The sequence below is a fragment of the Mesorhizobium sp. M7D.F.Ca.US.005.01.1.1 genome, from assembly GCF_003952545.1.
GTDB lineage: Bacteria > Pseudomonadota > Alphaproteobacteria > Rhizobiales > Rhizobiaceae > Mesorhizobium > Mesorhizobium loti.
This window is the reverse complement of sequence record NZ_CP034453.1, coordinates 5,307,408-5,331,893: the sequence shown is the minus strand read 5'-3', so window position 1 is coordinate 5,331,893 and position 24,486 is coordinate 5,307,408. Positions and strand designations below refer to the sequence as shown.

General features: G+C 63.9%; 28 protein-coding genes. 16 read left to right on the top strand and 12 right to left on the bottom strand.

Translation table 11 applies throughout. The features are described from left to right. Positions 1-52: 52 nt before the first annotated feature. Both EJ076_RS25870 and EJ076_RS25865 read right to left on the bottom strand, forming a co-directional pair. On the bottom strand, positions 53-868 hold the full coding sequence (locus EJ076_RS25870) for an ABC transporter permease (RefSeq protein ID WP_206438739.1): 816 nt from the start codon (positions 866-868) through the stop codon (positions 53-55). A 56-nt stretch (positions 869-924) separates the two neighbouring features. Next, positions 925-1,725 (bottom strand): ABC transporter ATP-binding protein, encoded by an 801-nt coding sequence (locus EJ076_RS25865; protein WP_109660771.1) that lies wholly within the window; start codon positions 1,723-1,725, stop codon positions 925-927. A 296-nt stretch (positions 1,726-2,021) separates the two neighbouring features. Between EJ076_RS25865 and EJ076_RS25860 the strand changes: the two genes are divergently transcribed. From EJ076_RS25860 to EJ076_RS25825, 8 genes are all read left to right on the top strand, one after another. Further along, the gene (locus EJ076_RS25860) at positions 2,022-3,017 is read left to right on the top strand and encodes a LacI family DNA-binding transcriptional regulator (protein WP_206438738.1); all 996 of its coding nucleotides are present in this window, start codon (positions 2,022-2,024) and stop codon (positions 3,015-3,017) included. Between the two features lie 228 nt (positions 3,018-3,245). Beyond that, the gene (locus EJ076_RS25855) at positions 3,246-4,130 is read left to right on the top strand and encodes an AraC family transcriptional regulator (RefSeq protein WP_109660775.1); all 885 of its coding nucleotides are present in this window, start codon (positions 3,246-3,248) and stop codon (positions 4,128-4,130) included. Positions 4,131-4,383: 253 nt separating this feature from the next. Continuing rightward, positions 4,384-5,472, top strand: coding sequence for a sugar ABC transporter substrate-binding protein (locus tag EJ076_RS25850; RefSeq protein ID WP_126069742.1), 1,089 nt, complete (start codon positions 4,384-4,386; stop codon positions 5,470-5,472). A 99-nt stretch (positions 5,473-5,571) separates the two neighbouring features. Next, a complete protein-coding gene (locus tag EJ076_RS25845) occupies positions 5,572-6,402 on the top strand; it encodes an ATP-binding cassette domain-containing protein (RefSeq protein ID WP_126069741.1) in 831 nt (276 codons plus the stop codon). Beyond that, complete coding sequence (locus EJ076_RS25840) at positions 6,399-7,658, top strand: ABC transporter permease (RefSeq protein WP_109660781.1); 1,260 nt, start codon at positions 6,399-6,401, stop codon at positions 7,656-7,658. The genes EJ076_RS25845 and EJ076_RS25840 overlap by 4 nt, the downstream gene beginning before the upstream one ends. A gap of 22 nt (positions 7,659-7,680) precedes the next feature. After that, a complete protein-coding gene (locus EJ076_RS25835) occupies positions 7,681-8,409 on the top strand; it encodes an SDR family oxidoreductase (RefSeq protein WP_126069740.1) in 729 nt (242 codons plus the stop codon). Between the two features lie 132 nt (positions 8,410-8,541). Beyond that, on the top strand, positions 8,542-10,143 hold the full coding sequence (locus EJ076_RS25830) for an FGGY-family carbohydrate kinase (RefSeq protein WP_126069739.1): 1,602 nt from the start codon (positions 8,542-8,544) through the stop codon (positions 10,141-10,143). A 134-nt stretch (positions 10,144-10,277) separates the two neighbouring features. Beyond that, positions 10,278-11,306 carry a cupin domain-containing protein gene (locus EJ076_RS25825; RefSeq protein ID WP_126069738.1) on the top strand — a complete coding sequence of 343 codons (1,029 nt, stop codon included), beginning with the start codon at positions 10,278-10,280 and terminating at the stop codon, positions 11,304-11,306. A 49-nt stretch (positions 11,307-11,355) separates the two neighbouring features. On the opposite strand, the gene EJ076_RS25820 is transcribed toward EJ076_RS25825, so the two are convergent. The 3 genes from EJ076_RS25820 to EJ076_RS25810 form a co-directional block, all read right to left on the bottom strand. Then, a complete protein-coding gene (locus EJ076_RS25820) occupies positions 11,356-11,697 on the bottom strand; it encodes a hypothetical protein (RefSeq protein ID WP_206438737.1) in 342 nt (113 codons plus the stop codon). A 137-nt stretch (positions 11,698-11,834) separates the two neighbouring features. Beyond that, on the bottom strand, positions 11,835-13,082 hold the full coding sequence (gene dinB, locus EJ076_RS25815; RefSeq protein ID WP_126069737.1) for a DNA polymerase IV: 1,248 nt from the start codon (positions 13,080-13,082) through the stop codon (positions 11,835-11,837). Positions 13,083-13,210: 128 nt separating this feature from the next. Next, a complete protein-coding gene (locus EJ076_RS25810; protein ID WP_109660790.1) occupies positions 13,211-13,627 on the bottom strand; it encodes a helix-turn-helix domain-containing protein in 417 nt (138 codons plus the stop codon). Between the two features lie 154 nt (positions 13,628-13,781). Here EJ076_RS25810 and EJ076_RS25805 point away from each other — a divergent pair, with 154 nt between their 5' ends. From EJ076_RS25805 to EJ076_RS25795, 3 genes are all read left to right on the top strand, one after another. After that, complete coding sequence (locus EJ076_RS25805; protein WP_126069736.1) at positions 13,782-14,369, top strand: dihydrofolate reductase family protein; 588 nt, start codon at positions 13,782-13,784, stop codon at positions 14,367-14,369. 105 nt (positions 14,370-14,474) lie between these two features. Further along, a complete protein-coding gene (locus EJ076_RS25800; protein WP_126069735.1) occupies positions 14,475-15,416 on the top strand; it encodes an alpha/beta hydrolase in 942 nt (313 codons plus the stop codon). An 88-nt stretch (positions 15,417-15,504) separates the two neighbouring features. After that, positions 15,505-16,437: a sigma-70 family RNA polymerase sigma factor gene (locus tag EJ076_RS25795; RefSeq protein ID WP_126069734.1), complete on the top strand. Its 933-nt coding sequence runs from the start codon at positions 15,505-15,507 to the stop codon at positions 16,435-16,437. Between the two features lie 42 nt (positions 16,438-16,479). Here the strand turns inward: EJ076_RS25795 and EJ076_RS25790 are convergent, their stop codons facing one another. The 4 genes from EJ076_RS25790 to ada form a co-directional block, all read right to left on the bottom strand. Next, positions 16,480-17,223 carry a 2OG-Fe(II) oxygenase gene (locus EJ076_RS25790; protein ID WP_126069733.1) on the bottom strand — a complete coding sequence of 248 codons (744 nt, stop codon included), beginning with the start codon at positions 17,221-17,223 and terminating at the stop codon, positions 16,480-16,482. Next, positions 17,220-17,774, bottom strand: a complete 555-nt coding sequence (locus EJ076_RS25785) for a methylated-DNA--[protein]-cysteine S-methyltransferase (protein WP_126069732.1) — start codon at positions 17,772-17,774, stop codon at positions 17,220-17,222. The genes EJ076_RS25790 and EJ076_RS25785 overlap by 4 nt, the downstream gene beginning before the upstream one ends. A gap of 116 nt (positions 17,775-17,890) precedes the next feature. Then, the gene (locus tag EJ076_RS25780) at positions 17,891-18,118 is read right to left on the bottom strand and encodes a hypothetical protein (protein WP_126069731.1); all 228 of its coding nucleotides are present in this window, start codon (positions 18,116-18,118) and stop codon (positions 17,891-17,893) included. A gap of 12 nt (positions 18,119-18,130) precedes the next feature. Then, positions 18,131-19,243 carry a bifunctional DNA-binding transcriptional regulator/O6-methylguanine-DNA methyltransferase Ada gene (gene ada, locus EJ076_RS25775; RefSeq protein ID WP_126069730.1) on the bottom strand — a complete coding sequence of 371 codons (1,113 nt, stop codon included), beginning with the start codon at positions 19,241-19,243 and terminating at the stop codon, positions 18,131-18,133. Positions 19,244-19,373: 130 nt separating this feature from the next. On the opposite strand from ada, the gene EJ076_RS25770 reads away from it, so the two are divergent. Beyond that, positions 19,374-19,670 carry a type II toxin-antitoxin system HigB family toxin gene (locus tag EJ076_RS25770; RefSeq protein ID WP_109660804.1) on the top strand — a complete coding sequence of 99 codons (297 nt, stop codon included), beginning with the start codon at positions 19,374-19,376 and terminating at the stop codon, positions 19,668-19,670. Next, a complete protein-coding gene (locus tag EJ076_RS25765; RefSeq protein ID WP_109660806.1) occupies positions 19,670-20,068 on the top strand; it encodes a type II toxin-antitoxin system HigA family antitoxin in 399 nt (132 codons plus the stop codon). The genes EJ076_RS25770 and EJ076_RS25765 overlap by 1 nt, the downstream gene beginning before the upstream one ends. Before the next feature lie 32 nt (positions 20,069-20,100). On the opposite strand, the gene EJ076_RS25760 is transcribed toward EJ076_RS25765, so the two are convergent. After that, entirely contained in the window at positions 20,101-20,793 is a 693-nt protein-coding gene (locus tag EJ076_RS25760) for a helix-turn-helix domain-containing protein (protein ID WP_109660808.1), read from the bottom strand. Positions 20,794-20,969: 176 nt separating this feature from the next. Here EJ076_RS25760 and EJ076_RS25755 point away from each other — a divergent pair, with 176 nt between their 5' ends. Both EJ076_RS25755 and EJ076_RS25750 read left to right on the top strand, forming a co-directional pair. Continuing rightward, entirely contained in the window at positions 20,970-21,296 is a 327-nt protein-coding gene (locus EJ076_RS25755) for a DUF1330 domain-containing protein (protein WP_109660810.1), read from the top strand. Between the two features lie 115 nt (positions 21,297-21,411). Next, positions 21,412-21,966, top strand: coding sequence for a hypothetical protein (locus EJ076_RS25750; protein WP_206438736.1), 555 nt, complete (start codon positions 21,412-21,414; stop codon positions 21,964-21,966). A gap of 155 nt (positions 21,967-22,121) precedes the next feature. On the opposite strand, the gene EJ076_RS25745 is transcribed toward EJ076_RS25750, so the two are convergent. Together EJ076_RS25745 and EJ076_RS25740 are read right to left on the bottom strand one after the other, a co-directional pair. Further along, entirely contained in the window at positions 22,122-23,192 is a 1,071-nt protein-coding gene (locus EJ076_RS25745) for a phosphatase PAP2 family protein (protein ID WP_126069729.1), read from the bottom strand. 295 nt (positions 23,193-23,487) lie between these two features. After that, the gene (locus tag EJ076_RS25740) at positions 23,488-23,937 is read right to left on the bottom strand and encodes an ester cyclase (RefSeq protein ID WP_109660814.1); all 450 of its coding nucleotides are present in this window, start codon (positions 23,935-23,937) and stop codon (positions 23,488-23,490) included. Between the two features lie 224 nt (positions 23,938-24,161). Here EJ076_RS25740 and EJ076_RS25735 point away from each other — a divergent pair, with 224 nt between their 5' ends. After that, positions 24,162-24,398 (top strand): hypothetical protein, encoded by a 237-nt coding sequence (locus EJ076_RS25735; protein ID WP_126069728.1) that lies wholly within the window; start codon positions 24,162-24,164, stop codon positions 24,396-24,398. The last annotated feature ends 88 nt before the right edge of the window (positions 24,399-24,486 follow it).

Sequence of the window (24,486 nt, the reverse complement as noted above, 5' to 3'; positions counted from 1 at the left end):
CATTGAACTCCTCCTGTTATCGTTGGTTGGCATTTGCAGATTGGTGGCTCGTTCACGAAGTGGCCCTCGGGGGTTTCCATTGCGCCCATGCCGGTGCGGTCGAACGCGAACGCCATGGCGTCATCAGCACCTCGAGCCCGAACACGAGCAGGAACGAGCCGACGCCGATGACGGTCAAAAGCAGCATGGCGGCGTAGACGCCGGCCGTGTTCATCTGCGCGTTGGCGGTGAGCAGATAGGTGCCCAGGCCCTGCTTGGACGAAGCGGTCCATTCGCCGATGACGGCGCCGGTCACCGCATAGGTGGCGCCGATCTTGAGGCCGGAAAACAGCGGGCCGATGCAGGCCGGCAACTTGACGATGGCGAAGGTGCGCAGGCCACCGCCGCCCATCAGGCGCGCCAGATTGAGCATATCGCGATCGACCGAGGCCAGGCCATCGAGCACGTTGACCACAACCGGGAAGAACACGATCCAAGCGACGATGATCAGCTTTGGGGTGATGCCGAAACCGAAGATGATGACCAGTGGTGCGGCAATGGCGACGATCGGCACGGCTTGCGAAATGATCAGCGCCGGCATGACCAGGCGCTGCACGACACGGATCTGCCCCATCGCCAGAGCGAGCAGGAAGCCGATGAGGGCGCCGAGCACATAGCCGATCGCGGTTTCATAGAGTGTCTGGCCGGTCAGCACCGAGAGCCGCGGCCAGTTGTCGAAGAGCGTCTGGAAGGCGAGCGCCGGTGGCGGAATGACATAGGGCGGCAGCCCGGTGACCCAGACCAGCACCTGCCATGCGACCAGGATCAGCACCATGGCCACCACCCAGATCACGAACGGTCCCGCCGCCGCTCCAAACCGTGTGTTCATTCCCGTGCTCCCTATTGGCCGTGAGGTCAGTGCCTGATTGGTCAATGCCCAATCGGTCAGTGGTAGAGATGCTGCATGATCTGCCGCTTCAGGCCGACGAATGTGTCTGTCGTCAGCACTTCCAGCGGCCGTGGCCTGGGCAGGTCGACGGTAAGGATTTCAGCGATGCGGCCCGGCCGCGGCGTCATCACCACGATGCGGTCAGCGAGATAGATCGCCTCGTCCACATCATGGGTGACGAACAGGATGGTGCGCTTGAGGTCGCGCCAGAGCTGCAGCAGCCATTGCTGCATGCCAAGCCGCGTCTGCGCGTCGAGTGCGCCGAACGGTTCGTCGAGCAGCATCACCTGGCGGCCGGCAGCGATGGTGCGCATCATGGCGACGCGCTGGCGCATGCCGCCGGACAGGGCATGCGGATAGTGGTTGAGGAAGTCGCCGAGACCGTAGCGGCTGGCCAGTTCCGCCGCCTCGGCGCGATCCTGTGCGGTGGCGCCGCGTGTCAGCGATGCGGCCAACGTGATGTTGCCGAGTACGGTGCGCCAGGGCAGCATCAGGTCCTTCTGCAGCATGTAGCCGACCTGGCCCGGCCGGTTGCTGACATCGTGACCGTCGAGCACGATCTTTCCCGATGTTGCCTTGAGCAGGCCCGAGACGACGTTGAACAGCGTGCTCTTGCCGCAGCCGGAGGCGCCGAGGATGCAGACGAATTCGCCGTCGGCGATATCGAGGCTGACATCGCTCAACGCGGTTACCGATCCGAAACTGACGTTGAGCTTTTCGATCGACAGTTTGGTTGGAGCCGGCGTCCCTGATCCGGGAGGCTCGGCGGCAGTGCGTGGCTCCCGCGCTTCCGGCATTCAGAACCCCTCTTGCTGCAGGCAAACCCTGGCTCGAAAACGCATGAGTCCTCCCATGACCTAGCCGGCACCCTGCAGGCCCGCCTGATGCCAAGCAGACCCGCCTGTCCCGCAAACGGCGACGAGCTAGCTTAGGTAAACGTTTACCTAACGAGTTATATGCGTTATGTCAAATCCACGGCGCAGGCTGTCGATCACGCGACCTGTTTCTTTGGAACAGCGATCCGTGCTAGTCGCATGCCGATGTTCCGATGGCGGCAGAGACAGGCTATCGTTCGTCGAAATGGCGAGGGAATGTGGCAACGACGATCAAAGATATCGCCCGGCAGGCTGGTGTATCGGCTGCAACCGTTTCAAAGGTCCTCAACCGCAAAGACCACTCCATAGGTGAGAAGACCCGGGAAAAAATCTGGTCGCTGGTCAAGGAACTCAATTATACGCCCAACTCGATCGCCCGGTCGCTTATTACCCGCAGTTCGCGTGTCATCGGCGTCATCGTGCCTGACATTCTCAATGCCTATTTCACGGAGCTCGTCCGCGCTTGCGACCAGGCCGCGCGTGAGCGGGGTTATTCGACGATCCTGTGTAATTCCGACAGTGATCCCGAAAAGGAGGCTTCGCATCTGACCTTCCTCGCCAGTCACGGCGTCGATGGCATCGTGCTTGCCGCAAGCGATCTGATTCCTGACGCCCACCTCCTGGAGAGGCTCAGGATACCCTTGGTATCGATGGACCGGGAAATTCCCGACCTCGATTGCCTCGCTGCGCGAATCGACACGGACTACGAGACGGGTGCCTTCCTGTCGGCAAGCCATCTGATCCGGGCAGGGCACAGGCGGATTGCGTTCGTCAGCGGCAACCCCCAGGCGTCGAACACGAAAATCAGGCGGGCGGGATTCGAGCGGGCGCATCGCGAGGCTGGGCTGCCGGTCGATCCGGATTTGATCGAGTGCGGTGCCTTCAACCATCGATTTGGACTGGTGGCCACGCGCACGCTGCTCGACCGCACCAGCTTCTCGGCCATGTGCTGCATGAGCGACATGCTGGCGATGGGGGCGACCGTGGCGCTGCGCGAACGCGGCTTGAGCGTTCCCGAGGATTGCGCGGTGATGGGCTTCGACAACATCTATATCGCACCGCTTCTCGTTCGGCCGCTTTCGACGATCGAGCGGCGCATTTCCGAGTCCGGCTATCTGGCGATCGGCGCGCTGATCGATTTTCTCGATGACCCCACGCATCCGCGCCGGATGGTGCTCATGGAACCGACGGTGATCCAGAGGGAGACGACGTAGCGAGGCGACGGGCTTCGAACGTTTGGGGCAACCATCCTGCCCGAATATCGCCTCTCGCATCCCTCTTCCGGTTAAAAAAGTATCATCCGTTGCCCTGAATCGTGGTGGCGCCTGTTGTCATGAGCCGATACCGTGGCTCTTGAATGCAGAGCCGAAACCAATTCGGCCGGTTTAGGGAATGTGGGCCGAACGCGGCAACGATCCGTGCCGGCCCGGGAGGAAACGGACATGGAACCGGACCTGGAAGTAGTCCAGATACGACGCGGTGAGTCCTTCAAGGCGTGGTCGCATGGCTACCCCTTCCACACGGTGCGCTGGCATTTCCATCCCGAATATGAATTGCATCAGGTGATCTTCACCAATGGCCGCTATTTCGTCGGCGACTTCATCGGCGAGTTCGAGCCGGGCAATCTGGTGCTGACCGGGCCGAACCTGCCGCACAACTGGGTCAGCGACATCCCCAGGGACAGTTCGATCCCGCTGCGCGGCCGCATCATCCAGTTTTCCGAGAGCTTCATCGGTGACGCCATGCATGTGCTGCCGGAGCTGGCGGGGCTGGGGCACCTGCTCGAAGCGTCGCGGCGCGGGGTGCTGTTTTCCAACCGCACCAGCAAGGCGCTGGCGCCATTGATGGAAGAGATGATGCAGGCGCAGGGTGTGCGCCGCATCGAGCTGTTCATGATGATCGCAGGCCTGCTCAGCCGCGCCCAGGAATTCCAGCTGCTGGCCAGCGCCAGCTACCGACCCGATCCCTCGGGCTACATGACCGCCGGCATGAACAAGGCGCTCGCCTATATCCGGGAGAACCTGACGCAGCTGTTCGACGAGGCGGATCTCGCTGCCATTGCCGGCCAGTCGACCGGCGCCTTTTCGCGCTCGTTTCGCCGCCACACCGGCATGTCGCTGGTGCAGTATGTCAAGCGGCTGCGCATCAATCTCGCCTGCCAGATACTGATGAGCGACGAGCAGGCCTCGATCACCGACATCTGCTACGAGGTCGGCTTCAACAATTTGTCCAATTTCAACCGGCAGTTCCTGGCGGAGAAGGGCATGCCGCCCTCGCGCTTCAGGCGCCTGCTGGCCGACAACATCAATGCGGGCAAAGCCGCTTAACGGAGGAGCCAGGGAGGAACCAAGGGAGGAACAACACTTTTTCGCCTGAAGACGTGGCCCGCGTGACGCGGTCCGCGATGGAGAGCGCTTGTCTTGAAAAATCCTCCGTCAGCGGAGGATGCCGGCGCGGCTCGAAAGGCCGGCGCCGGGCCCTGGTTCCCAATTGCAGTTGGGGGCGAGGGCGGAGGCGTGTCTCCACACCAAAGCAGTCAACGACCTTCTTACAACCATATCCAGAAACGGAGAAGACCGAATGACCAAACTTTCATTTTCATTGAAGTCCGCTGGCAAATCCGCCGGCATGGCAGCCCTTGCGCTGTCGCTGCTGGCCGGCACCGCCGCGATCGCCAGGGCCGCCGAGGTCACCGACGCCACTGTCGCCTTCCTGATGCCCGACCAGGCCTCGACCCGCTACGAGCAGCACGATTATCCCGGCTTCGCCGCCGAGATGAAGAAGCTGTGCCCGGGCTGCAAGGTGCTCTACCAGAATGCCGATGCCGACGCCTCGCGCCAGCAGCAGCAGTTCAACTCGGTGATCTCGCAGGGCGCCAAGGCGATCGTGCTCGACCCGGTCGACTCGACCGCTGCCGCCTCGCTGGTGAAGCTGGCGCAGAGCCAGGGCATCAAGGTCATCGCCTATGACCGGCCGATCCCGACAGCACCGGCTGACTTCTATGTCTCGTTCAACAATGAAGGCATCGGCAAGGCCATCGCCGACTCGCTGGTCGAGCACCTGAAGGCGCTGAAGGTCGATCCGGCCACGGGCGGCGTCTTGCAGATCAACGGCTCGCCGACCGATGCGGCGGCCGGCCTGATCAAGAAGGGCATCCATGCAGGCCTCGACAACAGCGGCTACCAGATCCTGGCCGAATATGACACGCCGGAATGGGCGCCGCCGAAGGCGCAGCAATGGGCCGGCGGCCAGATCACCCGCTTCGGGCCGAAGATCCTCGGCGTCGTCGCCGCCAATGACGGCACCGGTGGCGGCGCCATCGCGGCGTTCAAGGCGGCCGGCGTCGATCCCGTGCCGCCGGTGACCGGCAATGACGCGACGATCGCAGCCCTGCAGCTGATCATTGCCGGCGACCAGTACAACACCATCTCCAAGCCGAGCGAGATCGTGGCTGCGGCCGCCGCCAACATCGCCATCAAGCTGCTTTCGGGCGAGACGCCGAAGGCCGAGATGACACTGTACGACACGCCCTCGCAGCTGTTCACGCCAGCCGTGGTGACGCAGGAAAACCTGAAGGCCGAGATCATCGACAAGAAGATCAACACCGCGGCCGAACTCTGCGTCGATCGCTACGCGGAAGGCTGCAAGAAGCTGGGCATCGGGAACTGACCGCGACCCTTGCCCGCTGCGCTGCCTGGCCGCCCGCGCGGCGGCCAGGCAGCGCACATCCGATTTCTTGAACCGGTTCTTTTGAAAGGTGTTCCAGGCATGATCGATACCCCGGACGGACCGGTTCCGACAGGCGAGCTGGTGCTCAGCCTGCGCGGCGTTTCGAAGAATTTCGGCGCCGTCTCGGCGCTCACCGACATCGACCTCGATGTCCATGCCGGCGAGGTGGTGGCGCTGGTCGGCGACAATGGCGCCGGCAAGTCGACGCTGGTGAAGATCCTGGCCGGCGTGCATCAGCCGAGCTCGGGCAGCATCAGCTTTCGCGGCGCGCCTGTGACGCTTGCCGACCCGAGTGCGGCGCTGACGCTCGGCATCGCCACCGTGTTCCAGGACCTGGCGCTGTGCGAGAACCTTGACATCGTCGCCAACATCTTCCTCGGCCGCGAGCTCAACCCGCTGCGGCTGGACGAGGTGGCGATGGAAGTGCGCGCCTGGACGCTGCTCAACGAACTGTCGGCGCGCATCCCCAGTGTCCGCGAAGTGGTTGCGTCGCTGTCGGGCGGCCAGCGCCAGACGGTGGCGATCGCCCGCTCGCTGCTGCTCGAACCCAAGCTCATCCTGCTCGACGAGCCGACGGCCGCACTTGGCGTGGCGCAGACAGCGGAAGTGCTCAATCTGATCGAGCGCGTGCGCGACCGCGGCCTCGGCGTCGTCATCATCAGCCACAATATGGAAGACGTGCGTGCTGTTGCCGACCGCATCGTCGTGCTGCGGCTTGGCCGCAACAACGGCATCTTCTCGCCCGACGCCTCGAACCAGGAACTGGTCAGCGCCATCACCGGCGCGTCGAACAATTCGGTGTCGCGACGCGCCGAGCGCCGCCAGGCCCAGACCGTCCGGCCGGATCAAACCCAGGAGCCACGCCCATGAGCAGCGACGTGCAACAGACGGCCCCTGTGCCGCCGCAGCTCGACCGCGCCGATGTGCGCGTCAAGCACGAGGCCGGGATCGGCGGCGCCATCCGCAGGTTCTTCGACCGGGTGCGCTCGGGCGATCTCGGCTCGCTGCCGGTCATCGTGGGGCTGGTCATCATCTGGACGGTGTTTGCCAGCATCAACCCGATCTTCCTGTCGAGCAGCAACCTGGTCAATCTGCTGTTCGACTGCTCCACCGTCGGCGTCATTGCGCTCGGCATCGTCTGCGTTTTGATGGTCGGCGAGATCGACCTGTCGGTCGGCTCGATCAGCGGCTTTGCCTCGGCGATGGTCGGCACGCTGTGGGTCAACCAGGGCTGGCCGGTGGCGCTCGCCATTCTTGCCGCTATCGCCGTCGGCGGCTTCATCGGTGCGCTCTATGCGCTGCTGTTCAACCGGCTCGGCATGCCGAGCTTCGTCTCGACGCTGGCCGGCCTGCTGGCGGTGCTTGGGCTGCAGCTCTACATCCTCGGCTCGACAGGCTCGATCAACCTGCCTTACGGCTCGAACCTGGTGAATTTCGGCCAGTTGCTGATGATGCCGAAGTTCGTGTCGTTCGGGCTGGCGGCCGTGCCTGGCATCGTCATGCTGGTCACCGGCCTGCGCACCGTGGCACGCCGCCGCGCCGCCAATCTGTCGGCGCCGTCGACGGGCGGTCTCATCACGCGAGCGGCCGTCATCACGGTCATTCTCGAACTCATCGTCTTCTATCTCAACCAGGCGCGCGGTATTCCGTGGATGTTCGGCCTGTTCGTCGGCCTGGTCATCGCAATGCATTACGCGCTGACGCGGACGAAATGGGGCCGCTCGATGTCGGCGGTCGGCGGCAACCGCGAGGCGGCAAGGCGCGCCGGCATCAATGTGCGGCTGATCTATTCCAGCGCCTTCGTGCTGTGCTCGATGCTGGCCGCCTTCGGCGGCGTGCTGTCGGCGGCCCGCCTGGCTTCCGCCAGCCAGCAGGCCGGCACCGGCGACGTCAATCTCAACGCCATCGCGGCGGCCGTCATCGGCGGCACCAGCCTGTTCGGCGGTCGCGGCAGCGCCTATTCGGCACTGCTCGGCATCATCGTCATCCAGTCAATCGCCAGCGGCCTGACGCTGCTCGATCTGTCCTCGTCGCTTCGGTACATGATCACCGGCGCCGTGCTTGCCATCGCAGTCATCGTCGACTCGCTGGCACGCCGCTCGCGTGTCTCGCATGGCCGGGCCTGAACCCATCAACAGGAAGCAAGACATGAGCGAAGAACTGTCCGGAAAAGTTGCCGCCGTCACCGGCGCGGCATCAGGCATCGGCCTCGAATGCGCCAGGCATATGCTGGCGGCCGGCGCCACCGTGGTGCTGGTCGACCGCGCCGAGGCGACGCTGAATACACTGTGTGCCGAACTCGGCCCCAAGGCGATCCCGCTGGTGATCGACCTGATGCAGCCGGCAAGCGTCGCCACCATGATGCCTGAGATCCTGGAGAAGGCCGGCCAGCTCGATATCTTCCATGCCAATGCCGGCGCCTATGTTGGCGGCGAGGTGGCGACCGGCGATCCCGACGCCTGGGACCGGATGCTCAACCTCAACATCAATGCCTGCTTCCGCTCGATACAGGCGGTGCTGCCGCACATGATCGAACGCAAGACCGGCGACATCATCGTCACCAGTTCCATCGCCGGACTGGTCCCGGTGGTCTGGGAGCCGATCTACACGGCCTCCAAGCACGCCGTGCAGGCCTTCGTCCACACGGTGCGCCGACAGGTCGCCAAGCACGGCCTGCGCGTCGGCGCGGTGGCGCCCGGCCCGGTGGTGACGGCGCTGGTCGACGATTGGCCGAAGGCGAAGCTCGAAGAAGAACTCGCCGCCGGCGGCCTGATGCAGCCGCGCGAGGTGGCCGAAGCCGTCATGTTCATGCTGACCCGGCCACGCAACGTGACGATAAGGGATCTGGTGATTTTACCGCAGAGCAATGATCTTTAGGGCAGTAGGGCAGTAGGGCAGTAGGGCAGTAGGGCAGTAGGATTGCTCTGCTGTTCAATGCCCGGGCCCAAGCCAAGCCACTATTCCCTATTCCCCTACTGCCTTACTGCCCTAAACCGAAGGTTTCTCCCCATGCCCCACTATCTCGGCATCGACGTCGGCACCGGCAGCGCGCGGGCCGGGGTGTTCGACCACACGGGAAACCTGCTTGCCTCGGCCAAGCAGGACATCGAGGTCTGGCGTGAGCCCGGCGACATTGTCGAGCAGTCGAGCAATGATATCTGGCGGGCGGTGTGTGCCGCCACGCGCGCTGCCGTCGCTCAGGCTGGCATAGCGCCCGAGGCGATCGCCGGCATCGGCTTCGACGCCACCTGTTCACTGGTGGTGCTGGGCGAGGGCGGCGTGCCCCTGGCGGTCAGCAAATCGGGCAATCCCGAACGCAACATCATCGTCTGGATGGATCACCGCGCAACCGAGCAGACGCGCCGCATCAACCGCAGTGGTGAGGCGGTGCTGAATTATGTCGGCGGCGTCATCTCGCCGGAGATGGAAACGCCGAAACTTCTGTGGCTGGCGGAAAATCTGCCCGCCACTTTCGATGCCGCCTGGCAATTCATGGACCTCGCCGACTTCCTCACCTGGCGGGCGACCAACAGCCTTGCCCGCTCGGTCTGCACGGTGACCTGCAAATGGACCTATCTGGCGCATGAGAGCCGCTGGGACGAGACCTATTTCCGCAAGATTGGTCTTGGCAGCCTAGCCGACGATGCATTCGCGCGCATCGGCACCGAGATCGTGCCGGCCGGTGCGGCACTCGGCGGCGGTCTGACCGCGCAGGCAGCAGTGGATCTTGGCCTCAACCCCGGCACCGCGGTGGCCGCCGGGTTGATCGATGCACATGCCGGCGGCGTCGGCACGGTCGGCGCGCGCGGCGAGTTCGGCAGCGTTCTGTCGCGCATGGCCTATGTCTTCGGCACCTCGGCCTGCACCATGTCGTCGACCGCGGAGCCTGCCTTCGTCGACGGCGTCTGGGGTCCGTATTTCTCTGCCATGGTGCCGGGCCTGTGGCTGAACGAGGGCGGGCAATCGGCAGCCGGTGCGGCCATCGACCATCTGGTGCGCATGCACCCGGCGGCCGGTGAAGCGGCGGCCAAGGCGCAGGCCGAGGGGCTCAGCCTCAGCGCCTGGCTGTCGCTGCAGGCGCAAAGCCGCAAGGGAGCTGCGGCGACGCCGGCGCTGGTCGGCGGCATCCATGTCGTGCCGGAATTTCTCGGCAACCGCGCGCCTTTCGCCGATCCGGATGCACGCGCCCTGATTGCCGGGCTCGATCTCGACACCAGTCTCGACAGCCTGGTCGGGCTCTATGTCGCCGGCGTCTGCGGGCTCGGCTACGGCGCGCGCCAGATCGTGCGGGCCGAGCATGACAAGGGCATTCCCGTCGACACCATCGTCGTCAGCGGCGGTGCCGGGCAAAGCCCGCTGGTGCGCCAGCTGCTTGCCGACACGACAGGCATGGTGGTGGTGGCGTCGACCTCGCCGGAGCCGGTGCTGCTCGGCTCGGCGATGCTGGGTGCCGTAGCTGCCGGGAGCTACAAGGACCTGGTGACGGCGATGGCCGGCATGTCGGAACTCGGCGAGGTCTATCGTCCCGACGCTACGCTGGCCGACTGGCATGCAAAGCGCTTCGCCGCGTTCGAGCTGCTGCAGCAGGCGGGCAAGGCGATCCGGAGTTGAAGCGAGCGACTCCTGTCCGGCTTTGTCAGGAGCGTCGCGAACACCGCTTGGCGGCTTAGCCGGAAGCTGGCAGTTTTGTTCTGTCGTGGACCCTCCTGCGGCTTACGACGAGGGCAGGGCGACAGGGAGGCCCGATGCCAGACGAGAAAGCGCCCGTGCCGTTCGCATCGGACAGCGTGCCATGGACGGAATGGTCCGATGTGCCGCGCTTCGGCGTGCGCTACCGGCATTTGTCGCTGGCCGCGCTTGGTGAGAATTACCATGTCGGCGTGGCGATCGAGGAGTTGCCGGCGGGCAAGCAGACCTCGCCGGCGCATTACCATATTTTCGAGGAGGAGCATGTCTTCATCCTCGAAGGGGCGCTCACCGCTTATGTCGGCGCCGCCGCCTATGCCATGAAGGCCGGCGACTACATCTGTTTTCCGGCCGGTACAGCGGCGGGGCATTGCCTGATCAACACCAGCGACGCGCCGTGCCGCTATGTCATTGTCGGCGAGCGCAACCCGAACGACGTTGTCGTCTACACCGCCTCCAATAAGGTGCTGGTGCGCGCGCTGGGCAGCCGTGCGATCTTCGATCTCGCTGCAACCCGAAGCTACTGGGACGGCGAGGACACCGGCCTTGCCACCGGCGATCCGTTGCCGTCGGATGTGACAGCCGGTGTCACCAAGGCAGCAGCCACTCCGATCCCGCCGGTCGCCAGCGATGCCGTCGAGTGGAAACAGGAAGGCGAGGGGGCGCGGTTCGGTGGTCAGTCCAAACACCTCACCTATGCCGCCTTGGGACGGTCCGACTATCATGTCGGCATGCTGATCGAGGCTCCGGCCCCCGGCATGCGCCTGGCGCCTAGGCATTATCACATGCTCGAAGAGGAACATGCGCTGATCCTGGAGGGGCAGGTGACGCTGCTGCTTGGCGAGGAGCGCCACGAAATGAAAGCCGGCGACTATGTCTGTTTTCCCGCCGGCCTGGCGGTCGGCCATTCCTTCCTCAATAGCGGTACGGGACCGTGCCGCTATCTGATGATCGGCGAGAAAAACCCCAACGAGGTCTGCGTCTATCCCGATTCCAACAAGATGGCGGTCGACGCCTTGCGCCGGCGCGACGGCATTTTCGACATGGCTGGGGTGAAGCGGTACTGGGATGGCGAGGCGACGGAATAAGACGCTCCAGCCACACCAATATCGCGCGCTGAAGCTGTTTCTCGTGAACTCATTGAACAGACTGGATGAGCCATAGGAGAGCGAGAAGGTTGGCGAGCGATGTGCCGGCCGGGCCGAAGGTTTTCATCCGGTCGTCGATCGAGGTGCCGATGACGGCATCCCCAGCCTGCACGAGGATCATTATCCAGGCGATGGCTTCAAGCCATTCCGTCGAACCCGTAAAAAATGGCACGGCGCTTGCGACCACCAAAGCTGCGCTGCGCGCACAGCCGTACAATGCCACTGTCCGGGCGCTGCCGGTTTCGTTCATGATGGCAGCCAGGGAGAAACCGAGACTGACAACCGCGCTGAGAGCTGTGACCAACGCGCAAACGATGAAGGGTGCGAACATGAGATTCCATGGTTTGTGTCAGGGACATCTTACTCGAATAGCCACCAGTGAGGAGATCAAGATTTTTCACGGCCTGCCGCCCCTCAGTTACAATGCCGGCGCGGTCGGATTCAGGACGCCAATGGCGTCAACCGCGCTCACAGCTCCTTCTGTGCCAGTTCCCTGAATTCGTCGGGCACCGAGCGTGCCGCCTCCAGCGCCACCGTGCCGTAGCCGACCGCCTGTTTGCCGAAGCGCTCGCGGATCTTGTCGATGGCGCGGTCGGCGTCGAAGCGTGCCAGGCCTTTCCTGGTGCCGGGCCGGCGTTTCTCGTCGGCAAGGCCGAGCGGCAGTTCGAGCTGGAGCTCGATGCTTTCTTCCAGGTGCGACACCGAGATCGCCAGCAGCGAGATCGTCTTCTCCTGGCGGTGGTCGGCAAGCACGCCGCGCACCAGATCGCCTGCGATCTCGGCTAGCATCGTTGTCGCCGAGATCGGCTGGTCAAGGGTGATCGAGCGCGAAACAGTGCTGAGATCGGCAAAGCGCACGCGCACCGTCACCGTGCGGCCGGCCCGCGCCTTGGCGCGCAACCGGCTGGCGACGCGGTCGGCCAGATGCAGCAGAGTGGGCACGATGACCCGTGCGACGGCCAGCTTCTGGCCAAGCGCCGATTGTGCGCCGGCGGAATGCGCGCGGCGCTTCGTCTCCAGCTTTCGCGGGTCGCGGTTCCAGGACAGGGCGGCGAGCTTTTCGCCGGCGGCGGGACCGAGCAGCCGCGTCAGCGCGCCGCTGTGGGTCCTGGCCAGCTGGCCGATGGTCTCGACGCCGATTTCGGCCAGCCGCGCTCTGGTTGCCGGGCCGACACCCCACATCAGCCCGACGGGCAGGTCGTGCAGGAAGGCGATCTCCGTGCCGGGCTCGACGACGACCAGCCCGTCGGGCTTGGCGACCTGCGAGGCGATCTTGGCCAGGTGCTTGGTGCGCGCCACGCCGATCGAGATCGGCAGGCCGAGTTCGGCCCGCACGCGGCGGCGGATGGTTGTGGCGATCTCTTGTGGCGAGCCGAACAAATGCGTGCAGCCGGCGACGTCGGCAAAGGCCTCGTCGATGGAGATGCGTTCGACCAGCGGCGTGAAATCGTCGAGCACCTTGATCGCCGCGTCGCCAAGCCGCTGGTAGTCGCTGAAATTGCCGCCGACGAAGATCAGCTGCGGGCAGAGCTCGCGCGCCTTGCGCCCCGGCATGCCGCCGCGCACGCCAAAGGCGCGCGCCTCGTAGGAGGCGGCGAGCACAACGCCACCGCCCACCGCGATCGGCTTGCCGCGCAGCGACGGGTCGAGCAACTGCTCGACCGAGGCGTAGAAGGCGTCGAGGTCGGCATGCAGGATGGTGGCTGTCGTTTCCATCCCGACCCGACCGCACATCCGCAGTTGCTGATAGACCGGAACAAATAGAGAACAAAGGCGGATCATTGTCAAGCGGCGAGCGATTTGTGCAGCAAAGAGCAGTGCCGGCTCGGCTTGAGCGCCGCCACCTAGACGATATGATCGGCCCGCAGCGCTGCTTTCATCTGTTCCAGCGCCGCCTCGCCACCGGCCGCCAGCTCGTCGGCGATCCGCGCCAGATGATCGTCGGCCTTGCGGTGCTTGCTGCCCCAGGCGCCGAGCGTCACCAGCACCGGCAACAGGTCGATGCCGGCCTCGGTCAACCGGTAGACCGTCTTCAGCCCATGCGTCGGGTCGTCGCTGCGAATGAGGATGCCTTCGTCCTGCAGCGTCTGCAGCCGCTCGGCCAGCGTGCGTGACGAGATGCCTTCGTCGGATTGCAGGAATTCGCGAAAGTGCCTTTTCCCGGCGAAAACCAGGTCGCGGATGATGAGCAGCGTCCAGCGGTCGCCGACGAGTTCGAGCGACAGGTTGATCGGGCAGCCGGATTTTTCGCGCGTCGACATCTATGGTTCCATTTTTAAATCACTTTACTATTGATATCATTTTCGTCTTGCGTCAATAGTTCCAAATGTAAACCATTTAACGCTGGCCATGCGGCTCGCTGCCCCGCAATTTCGCCTGCACGCTTTGAGCCGGGACAAACCGAGGAGAACGATGATGAAAAAGCTGATCCTTCAGATGCAGATGTCGGTCGACGGCTTTGTCGGCGCCAATGAGGACCATCCCTGGCAGCTCTGGGAATGGGGTGACGAGAGCGGCTGGGACGACGAGCTGAAGCAGGACTTCAACGCCGTCTTCGCCGGCATCGACACCATTTTGCTCAGCCGCAAGATGGTGCAGGAGGGGTATCTTACCCATTGGGGCAATGCGGCGAAGAAATTTCCGCGCGACCCGTTCTATGCCTTTGCGCAGCGCGTCGTCGACGCCCAGAAGGTGGTGCTGAGCGACAAGCTCAAGCACTCGGTATGGGAGCGCACAAGGGTCGCCAGCGGCGACCTGCCGCGCGAGGTCAATGCGCTGAAGGCGGGCGAGGGTGGCGACATGGCGGTGTTCGGCGGCGCCGGGTTCGCCTCGGCGCTGATCGCGGCCGGGTTGGTCGACGAGTTCCAGCTGTTCATCAATCCGGCGGTGCTGGGTGCCGGACGCCGCATCTTCGACCAGGGCGGTTTCCAAAACTTGGCGCTGCTCGGCTCGAAGGCCTATGCCTGCGGCATGGTGGTCAACAGCTATGCGCCGGTGGGGTGAGGCAGAGAGAGAAAATCAGGGCTCCGACGTATCTTTCTTGTCCGCCCGTTCGTCCTTGGCTTTGGAAGGTCGCGCAGCCCGCGATCCGTAACCAGGGAGATCATCATGGCGAGCACGCAGAGCGAGGCAAACAGGAACCACTACGCGGCGATCGCCGCCAATGCGGGCAAACTGACCAGCCCGCAAGCGATCATCGACCACAACGACACCCATTGGACGGCACTGACCGGCGAACCCGGCGGCGTTGACTATATCGAGGTCGATGCCGGCGGCCTGCCGGCGATGTGGACGGTGCCGAAGGGCGCCGACGAGGGGCGTGTGCTGCTCTATGCGCATGGCGGCGGCTTCATCGGCGGCTCGATCTACACGCACCGCAAGCTGGTCGGGCATCTGGCCAAGGCCGTCGGCTGCCGGGCGCTGCTCTACGACTATCCGCTGGCGCACCGGGCCAAGTATCCGGCCCAGCTCGACGTGGCGATGACGGTCTGGAACTGGCTCGCCGATCGGGGCTTCGACGCCGGCGACATCGCGCTTGCCGGCGATTCCTGCGGTGCGGTGCTGACCTATGGCGTCCTGCAGCGGCTGCGTGCGCAAGGGCGGCCGCTGCCCGTCGCCACGCTGATCATCTCCGGCTGGTTCGACATGGCGCTGACCGCCGCCAGCTACGAGACCAACCGCGAAAAGGACCCGGCCTTCGCCAAGGCCGCCGTCGACTGGCTGGTGACCAACTTCATCGGTGACGGCGACCGGCTCGATCCGGAGGTCAGCGCGCTTTATGCCGACCTTACCGGCTTTCCGCCCGTGTTCCTGCAAGCCGGCGCCGACGAGACGCTGGTCGACGAAAGCCGCATGTTCGCCGAGCGCGCCAGGCAGGCCGGGGTCGAGACACGGCTCGACGTCTTCGAGGGCATGCTGCATTCCTTCCAGATGATGGCCGGCCGGGCGCCGGAAGCCGACGACGCGATCGGCCGCTTCGCCACCTGGGTGCGGCCGAAACTGGGCTTGCCGGCCACCCGTGACAAGGCCGCCAGCGACAGAGCGGCGTGAGTATGCGCCGGCTGGTCGTATCGCGATTCGTGCTTGTGGATGTGCCGCGCCTGCCCGATGCTGCGGCGACGCTGACCGACGTGCCGCGATGAACCAGCAGATCCGCAAATCCCGCGAAACGAGGCAAGGCATGCAGCCGCGCCTCGACCCCGAGGGCTTGTTCGACCGGCGCTATGCCGCGTTCCTGGGGACGGTTTCGCATCTGCGCGTCAAGCTGCACCGGTACTGCGCGCGCATGACCGGTTCGGCCCTCGATGGCGAGGACATCATGCAAGAGGCGCTGTTCGAGGCCTATCGCAAGATCGAACGGCTCGACGATGCGCAGGCGCTGCGGCCCTGGCTGTTCCGCATCGCCCACAACCGCTGCATCGACTTTATCCGCAACCGCCAGGCGCGACAGCGGGCCGAGGCCGGCTATGCCGGCGACGACATCGTGCTGCCTGTCGAGCCCGCCGGTCCCGGCGCCGGCCGTGCCATCGAGCGGCTGGTCGTGCATCTGCCGCCGAAGGAGCGCGCCTGCGTGCTGCTCAAGGATGTCTTCGACCATTCGCTCGAGGAGATCGCCGAGCTGGTCGGCTCGACATCAGGCGGTGTCAAATCGGCGCTCAACCGCGGCCGCGCCAAGCTCGCCGCCTTGCCGGCGCAACCGGTCGCGGCACCGGCACACGACCCCGAATTGGCGCGGCTACTCGATCGCTATGTCGAATTGTTCAACAGGCGAGACTGGGATGGGGTGCGGGCAATGGCTAGCGCCGATGCGCGGCTGCGGGTCTCGGACTGCTACAACGGCCTGCTGTCGGGCTCGCCCTATTTCGTCGAATATGAGCGCGGCGAGCCTTGGCGTATGCAGCAAGGCGCGATCGAAGGGGAGATCGTGCTGGTCGTCGACAGGCTGCATGGCGAGGAATGGCGGCCGGCATATCTCGTGCGGATCCATGCCGATGGCGGCGTCATCGACCGCATTTCCGACTATTATGCCTGCCCCTGGATACTGGATATGGTGCTCGAGGACGCAGGATGAAGCGCGGCCTCCCTTCTCCCATAAGGAGAGAAGGGAGAACGCTCACTTCGCATCGTGAAAAATGATGCCGACGGTGTGGCGCATGCCTGAGCGCAGCCGGCTGACGCCGTGGCGCAGGTTGACGCGGTAATTGCCTTTGCTTCCCTGCACCGGCCTGTTGTGGACGGCGAAGACGACAGCATCGCCCTGGCGCAGCGGCACCACCTCGACACGGCTTTGCATGCGCGGCCGCTGTTCGGTCAGCGCGAACTCGCCGCCGGTGAAATCCTGGCCGGGTTCCGAGAGCAGGATCGCCACCTGCAGCGGGAAGGCGAGGTCGCCATAGAGATCCTGGTGCAGGCAGTTGAAGTCGCCAGGCACATATTGCAGCAGCAGCGGGGTCGGTCGCGTCTGGCCGGCGGCATGGCATTGCTCGAGAAACGCCGCATGTGTCGGGGGATAGCGCATGGCCTGCCCCATGCGCTCGTTCCACCGATTGGCGACCTCGGCCAGCCTGGGATAGAGCGCGCTGCGCAGGCCGCCCAAAAGGTCGGGCAAGGGATAGCGGAAATAGCGGTACTCGCCCTTGCCGAAGCCGTGCCTGGCCATATGGATGTGGCTGCGGAAATGTTCTTCCCTGGCATAGAGGCCGGCGATCCGCCGGCACTCTTCGGGCGAGAGCAGCTTTTCGATCACCGCGCAGCCGAAGCCGTCGAGTTCGGTGGCAAGGGTTGGCCAGTCGTAGGCGGCGACGCGTGTCTGAGCGGCTTCGACCACCGATGTGGCAACCTTGGCATGGGCATTCATATCGCAGCCTCCTTGTTAAGCAGGGCGCGCTTGCGTTCGACGCCCCAGCGATAGCCGGCCAGCGTGCCGTCGGCGCGAACAACGCGGTGGCAGGGAATGCCGAGCGCAATCGCATTGGCCGCACAGGCGGTCGCCACGGCACGGGCGCCGGTCGGCTGACCGAGACGACGGGCCAGTGCGGTGTAGGTGATGGTGGCGCCACATGGGATGGCGCGCAGAACGACCCAAACCTGTTGCTGGAATGGCGTGCCGTGGCGCATGTCGAGCGGCAGGTCGAGGCCGACGCTGGGCGTCTCGATGAAGCGCGCGATTGCCGCGAGATCATCGCGCAAGGTGGCCTCGTCCTCGACCAGCGCCTTGCCGGGGAAGCGGCCGCCAAGGTCCTGCTCCAGCGCCTCGGCGTCCGAGCCGATCAGGATGGCGCAGACGCCGATATCGCTGCGCGCCGCCAGGATCTTGCCGATCGGGGATTCGCCGATGGCGTAGGTTATGGTGTCGAGGGCCACAGCGTTGCGGGCGGCTACCGGCATAGTGGTTTGCATGAGGTTCATTGCCTTCACTCCTTTGTCTGTGCCTGAACCCTACAGACACGGCTTTTCACGCTCACTCCGGTGCTTGCTTTCAAATTCGAATCTCCAAGGCAGGTGCTCGACGGCGCTGATGGTGCTCATTCGACACGTGTGACGAACATCTCTCCGAGCAGAAACACCTCACCGGTCAAAAACCGCAGCTCGATGTCGCCGGTCGCGGTGCGGCTCCATTCGGCCCTGCCGTCATCGACCATCTGGCCGATGGCCGTCATCACCCGTGATTTCTCGTCAGGAACGCGGCGGCTGCCGGCAGCTTGGGTCTGGCTGGTCGCATCTGTGGTGGGAGACCTTGCCATCGCGCGCATTGCCGGTCCTCGTCAGGCCCGCACCGACCGGTTGGCATTGTCGGGCGCCACCTCACGGTCGAGCAGCGCGCGTTTGCGCTCCGCGCCCCAGGCGTAGCCGGATAGGGCGCCGTCCTTGCGGATCACGCGATGGCAGGGAATGGCGACGGCAAGGCTGTTGGCGGCGCAGGCGGCGGCGATGGCGCGGGTCGCTTTCGGCGCGCCGATGCGCTGCGCGATCTCGGCATAGGAAACCGTGCGGCCGACGGGGATGTCCTGCAGGGCTTGCCAGACGCGCTGCTGGAAGGCGGTGCCGCGCACGTCGAGCGGCAGGTCGAGGCCGAGCGCCGGCACTTCCACGAAACCGACGACGCGGGCGACCAGCGCCTCATAGTCGCGGTCGCCGCCGATGAGCCGTGCCTTGGGGAAACGGTCCTGGAGGTCGCGCACCAGCGCGTCGGGATCGTCGCCGAGCAGGATCGAGGCGACGCCCTTTTGGCTGGAGGCGACCAGGATGGCGCCGAGCGAGGATTCGCCGACGGCGAAGCGGATTTCTTCATGGGCGCCGCCGGCGCGATAGCGCGTCGGCGTCATGCCGAGCATGAAGGTGGATTTCTCGTAAAAACGCCCGCTTGAATTGAAGCCGGCATCGTAGATCGCCGTCGTCACGCTGGCGCCGTCTTCCAGGCCCTGGCGGACCCGGGCGGCGCGGTGGGCGGCGGCATAGTCCTTCGGCGTCAGGCCAGTGACGGCCTTGAAGATACGATGGAAATAACCGGCGCTACGGCCGGCGGCGTCCGCCAGCTCTCCGAGCGACGGTTCTTCTTCGCTCTGCTCGATCCTGCGGCAGGCAGCGGCGACCATTGCGGCGTTGCCGGCCTCGAGCGACGGGCCATCCGGGTTGCAGCGCCGGCACGGGCGAAAGCCGGTTGCCCTGGCCTGATCGAGCGTGCCGTGCAACTGCACATTCCTGGGGTTGGCGCGCCGCGACGGGCAGGAGGGCCGGCAATAGACGCCGGTCGTTGCCACCGAATACCAGAATTCGCCGTCGGCCGATTTGTCGCGCGCAACGATACGCGCCCAGCGCGGATCGTCGGCGACTTGCAGCGGCGCGGGGTGAAGATCCTTGGCCAGAGTGATGAACATGCCGCATTGAAGCCGCCAAAAGCCGGCCTCGCCACCCGTTTCCTGACAAGCGTCAGGAAAGTGCAAATCTGCCTTTCCCAATTTGGGAAAACACTCTTGTTCCCGATTTGGGAATTTGCTATATCAGGTCATGCAGATAATTGCCAAGAAGGCGCTGAAGGACTTTTGGGCCAAACACAATCAGGCCGAAGCTCCTTTGACGGCTTGGTATGTGGCTGTAGGCAATGCTGATTGGAAGACCCCGGCTGACGTTAAAGATGCGTTTGGAGCGACCGTTGATTTCGTCGGCGACAATCGCATCATTTTCGACATCGGCGGCAACAAGTACCGCCTGATTGTCCACGTCGCCTACAAGTTTCACCGTGTTCTGATCAAATTCGTCGGGACGCACAAAGAGTATGACAAGATTGATCCGGAGAAGGTGTGATGGAGAACATTCGACCCATTAAGACCGAAGCCGATTACGATTGGGCGATCGCCGAAATCACTAAATATTTCGAGAATGAGCCGGAGGTCGGCTCTCTCGAAGGTGACCGTTTCGACGTTCTCGCAACTCTGATCGAGGCTTATGAGGACAAGCACTATCCGATCGAAGCACCGGATCCCGTTGAAGCCATTCATTCGCACATGGAACTGTTCAACCTGTCGCGAAAGGCGCTGGCCGAGGTGATCGGATCATCGCCCCGGGCGACCGAGGTGCTGAACAGAAAGCGGGCGCTTACCCTGGATATGGTCTTCAAACTGAACAAGGAATGGAACATTCCTGCCGAAGTCCTCGTGCAACCCTATCACCTTGCAAATGACAGGGGCCGCAAGCGCGCCTAAGCCGTCGCCCGTGGTGCCTGATACCCTCGTTCCTAAGCCGCGCGCTTGGGTTCCACCGCGAACGGGCTGAGCCCGAGCCATGTCTGCATCTTCCTGCCGATGGCCTGGTCGCCGGTCAGGGCAACCTTCGCGCCGGCCTTCTCGACGGTCAGCAATCCCATCCAGATCGCCGTCATCGTGTGCAGGTCGGTCGAGACGTAAAGGTCGACATCGAAGCCCGGATCGTACCAGCACAGATCGACCTCGCCGTGCTTCTCGACGATGAGCCACCACGACCGTTTGGACGCCGGTAGCTCCTGATACAGGAATTGTATCACCGTGCGCCCCTCGGGCAGCGGCGAGGGGTTCAAATTGCGCCGCATGTCCCACATCAGCAGCGACGGATCGAGGTTCTTCAGCGACAGTCGGGACTCGACCCATTTCTGCCCCCAGAAGCCCATTGCCTCGACGACCGGGCGCAAATCCCGGCCGGCTTCCGTCAGCCGATATTCGAATATCCCTTTTTCGCCCGGCACTTCCTTGCGCTCGACGATGCCGGCCAGTTCAAGTTCCTTCAGCCGTTGCGACAGAAGGGTCGGCGACATTTTGGGGACGCCGCGGCGCAGGTCGTTGAAGCGGGTCGAACCCGCCACCAATTCACGCATCAGCACCATCGTCCAGCGGGTGCACAGCACCTCGGCGGCCATCGATAGCGGGCAGAACTGTTTGTATCCGTGCTGGGTCATGATCTGTGTCCCTCCCTCGAAACTGGGCCGAACATTAGGCCTTCATGAATGAAGCGGCCAGTACGGAAACTGTACTGCCCCAGTACAGATCGCGGACTGGTTGGCTAGGGCCCTGCCATGCGAGCCCTTTGGCCGGTTGCACGGGATACCTTGTGCACCGCAACCAGGAGACTACCATGACCGCTTACGTTATCGCAGACATCAAGATAAACGACCCGCAGTGGGTGCCGGCCTATGCCGCCTCGGTGCACGACCTCGTCCACAAGCATGGCGGCAGGTATCTGTCGCGCAGCGGCAATGTGAAGACGCTCGAAGGCAAGCCGCTCGACACCACGCTGATCGCCCTGATGGCGTTCCCGTCAGAAGCGGCGGCCCGCGCCTTCACCAGCGATCCGGCCTATGCGCCCTTCGTTTCGGCCCGTCAGGGCGGCAGCGACAGCCGTTTCCAGATGATCGACAACACCGATCTGGCCGGAACGATCCCGTATCTGCCGAAGGGATGACCGGCATCCCTGGCATCGTTTTCGGGATCTCCAAGCAACAACAGCCACAGCGCTTGCCTGCCGGGCCTCCGTATTTTCGGCGGCCGGCCAGCTGGGCTTTTTCAAGAAGAATGGAATGAAGATGCTATCGAACTTTCACAACCGGCCAAATTTTCACTACAGGTTTGTCATGGCCGGGGCCATGCTGGCTGTCTGCACCACCTTCGCACAGGCGCATCAGGAAGCGGCTGCGCCGGCGTCCGTCCCCAATCCGCTGGCCGACAAGGTGCGGGCCGCCAACAGCCGGTTTCTCAACGTCAAGGCCGCTATATCAGAGGGCTATGCGCCGATTCCGTGCGCCAGCGGCATCACCGGCGGCGCCATGGGCATCCACTATGTCAACGGCCAGTATCTGAAGGACGACAAGATCGATATCGCCCGGCCTGAAGCGGTGATGTACGAGCCGATGGCTGACGGCACGCTGCAACTGGTGGCGGTCGAATACATTACCTCGAAGGGGCCGGCGTCGCTGGACGGACAGCTGTTCAATTTCAACAGCGCGCCCAACCGCTACGGCCTGGGTGAGTTTTACGAACTGCATGTCTGGGCCTGGAAGGGCAACCCGACCGGCACTTTCGCCGACATGAACCCGAAAGTGTCATGTGAGCACGCGATGGCGCCGAGCCAGTAAGCAATGAAGCCAGGCGGCGCCAATGCCGCCTGGCATTCTCCCGAGTCAGTCGGAACGCTCCCGCCCAGCGCCCCGCTTTGGGCGAGACAATCGTTGAAGGCCAGGCCGGTGTGTGTGCCGCTGCCGCTCCTCGCGGCGTCAGAAGGATACGGTCATCATGCCGCTTGATCTGGAATCGCCAATCCCACCTCGCTGATGGTATCCCGGCTCGCTTGCGGCAAGACGAAGCGTCCCGTCACATACCAGAGCAGGGACACGACAAGGATCGAGAGATAGCCATCCACGGCATAGTGCCAGCCGGTGTAAACCGAGCTGAACAGGATGAAGGTTGCGAAGGACCAGCCGGCGATTGCCCACCGGCGGCCGAATCCGGCCAGGAAGAGTGCGTTGAGCGTGGCGATGGCGACATGCATGCTTGGCATGGCGGAGATGCCGCCGCCCAGTTCCGGGCGGCCACTCTGGTAGGCTGCAAGCAGATAGTCGGCATAGACATGGACCGACGCGGCGTAGCTATTCTGCGCCAGGGCGGTTCGCAGCCCGACGAAGCGGTCACCGCCATAGAACTGGTCGTGGAACATCGGGCCGGTGGACGACAGCAGGGTCGCAAGTACGGTGCCGCACAGGATCGTGGTCAGCGCGAACGCCCACAGATAGCGCAAGCGGCTGACCGGATTGTTCCAGAAGGCGACGAAGAGCACCGTGCCGAACCATTGCACGAGCCAGCCATATCCATAGCCGGCGAAAATGACGGCCGAGACCGGTTCGGGAACCACGCTGTGCGTCCATGTCCAGGGATCGACGCCATGCAGCCGAAGATCAAGCTCCGCCAGGGCACGGTCGGCGTAGAACGGCACCGTGTCCGGGATGGCGACCTTCAAGGTGGTGAAGGCGGTGACGCCGAGAAAGAACAGAAGGATAACGGGCGCGGCTGTCAGCCAACGCTGCCCGAGTATGTCGAGGATGAACCTCGTCGGGGTATGTCGGGCAAATGCCAGCCCCGCCACACCAAGGCCAGCCGCCAGAAGCGTGGGCAGGAAGAAGGCGAACGGCTCGGCATAGGATTGCGCCAGATGCAGGTAGCGATCCGGCTGCAGGCAAAGAGCGGTCAAGGCATAGGTCAGACACAAGGCAACCAGCAACCAGCCGCTCCTGGTTGTCGCGATGTCCAGGTCAAGGATTGCAGCTGGGCGGCGATTGCCGCCGCGCTGACCGGTGTGCTCACTCATGGAAGGACATCCCGCCAGCTGCCCAGAAGATTGTTATGGGGTATTTCGCAGATGATGTATTACCATTCAGTTACACCTGTTCCAAAGTAGAGTATTAAATATTAGATAGGTATAATTCATTATTTGTTGGCAATGATCTGTTTACGAAAATGCTACGCGGTTACGCGCAGGCATCATTCGTCGCCTTTCGAGGCTTTCAACGGTTACAGGCTGCCTGTCGTCGGGTTTCGGCTACGATTGAGAGAGGGAGGGCCATCGCCTGGTGGCCATGGCCCCTTTCCATCATGCGGCTCGATCAGGCGGCTTTGATCAGGCCGAGCTGGGTGAGGGCGGCGACGCCGTCATCGAGCCCGATCTCCTCGACGATCCTGCCGTTGACCACCTTCAGCACAGTGGTGCCGGTAAAGCGCATGGCGCGGCCGGTGGCAGCCGGCAGCGAGCCGGCGAGGAAATCGCCGAAGGCGGGGCCGGTATGCGTGCCGCCGCCCTCCCACTGGCCGACGACATAGTCGCCCTCGGCAATCAGGTCGGCCGTGGCCCAGAAGTTGAGGTCCGGGAAGGCGTTGCGGAAGTCGGTCATGAAGGCCTTGATGTCGTCGCGGCCGCGGCGCGGCTCGTGCAGCGAGTATTTCAGCAGCATGTCGGGTGCTGCGATGTCGTCGACGACGGACAGATCGCAGGTTTCACCCCAGAAGTCGGTGAACCATCTAACGACGACGGCCTTGTTGTCTTCTTGCTTGGTCATTGGGAGGTCCTCTTGTGTTTGCACGGAGAGATCACCGGATTGGCCGATGACCTGGAGCAAGCAGTAGGACGATCAGGCGGGTGCAAAACTCCGGTTCTTGCCGGCCAATCGAAAGGCGACAGGACCTAGGCTATCCGACTCGCGCCGGAAGCGAGCGGTGAACACCGTGACCAAGCATCGGTTCAAGTGCCGTGCCTGCCCCGGCCGTTGCCGGGCAGTGCTACATGAGTGAAAATCATCCGGGCTGGAAGGTCATAGTCGATGACGGGCCGGGCTTGCCGCATGAAATGAGCTGGTCGCGAAGCGATGGCTTCAACCAACGGCTTCGCTACGAGAGCGCCCCTCCGGGCGAGGCGCCGCGTTTCGTCATCGGCAGTACCGACGACGAAAGATTCAGCATCGGTTTTGTCGGAGAGTCCATGGTACTTGATGGTGAACTCTACAGGCCGGGCTGCCCATAATCTGGCAATGCCGGGTCGCCACTCTCGGCCGGCCTTCCAACGGTAACTGTTTCTTCTCTGGTTTTACTGCAGATTGCCGCGTGGCGGG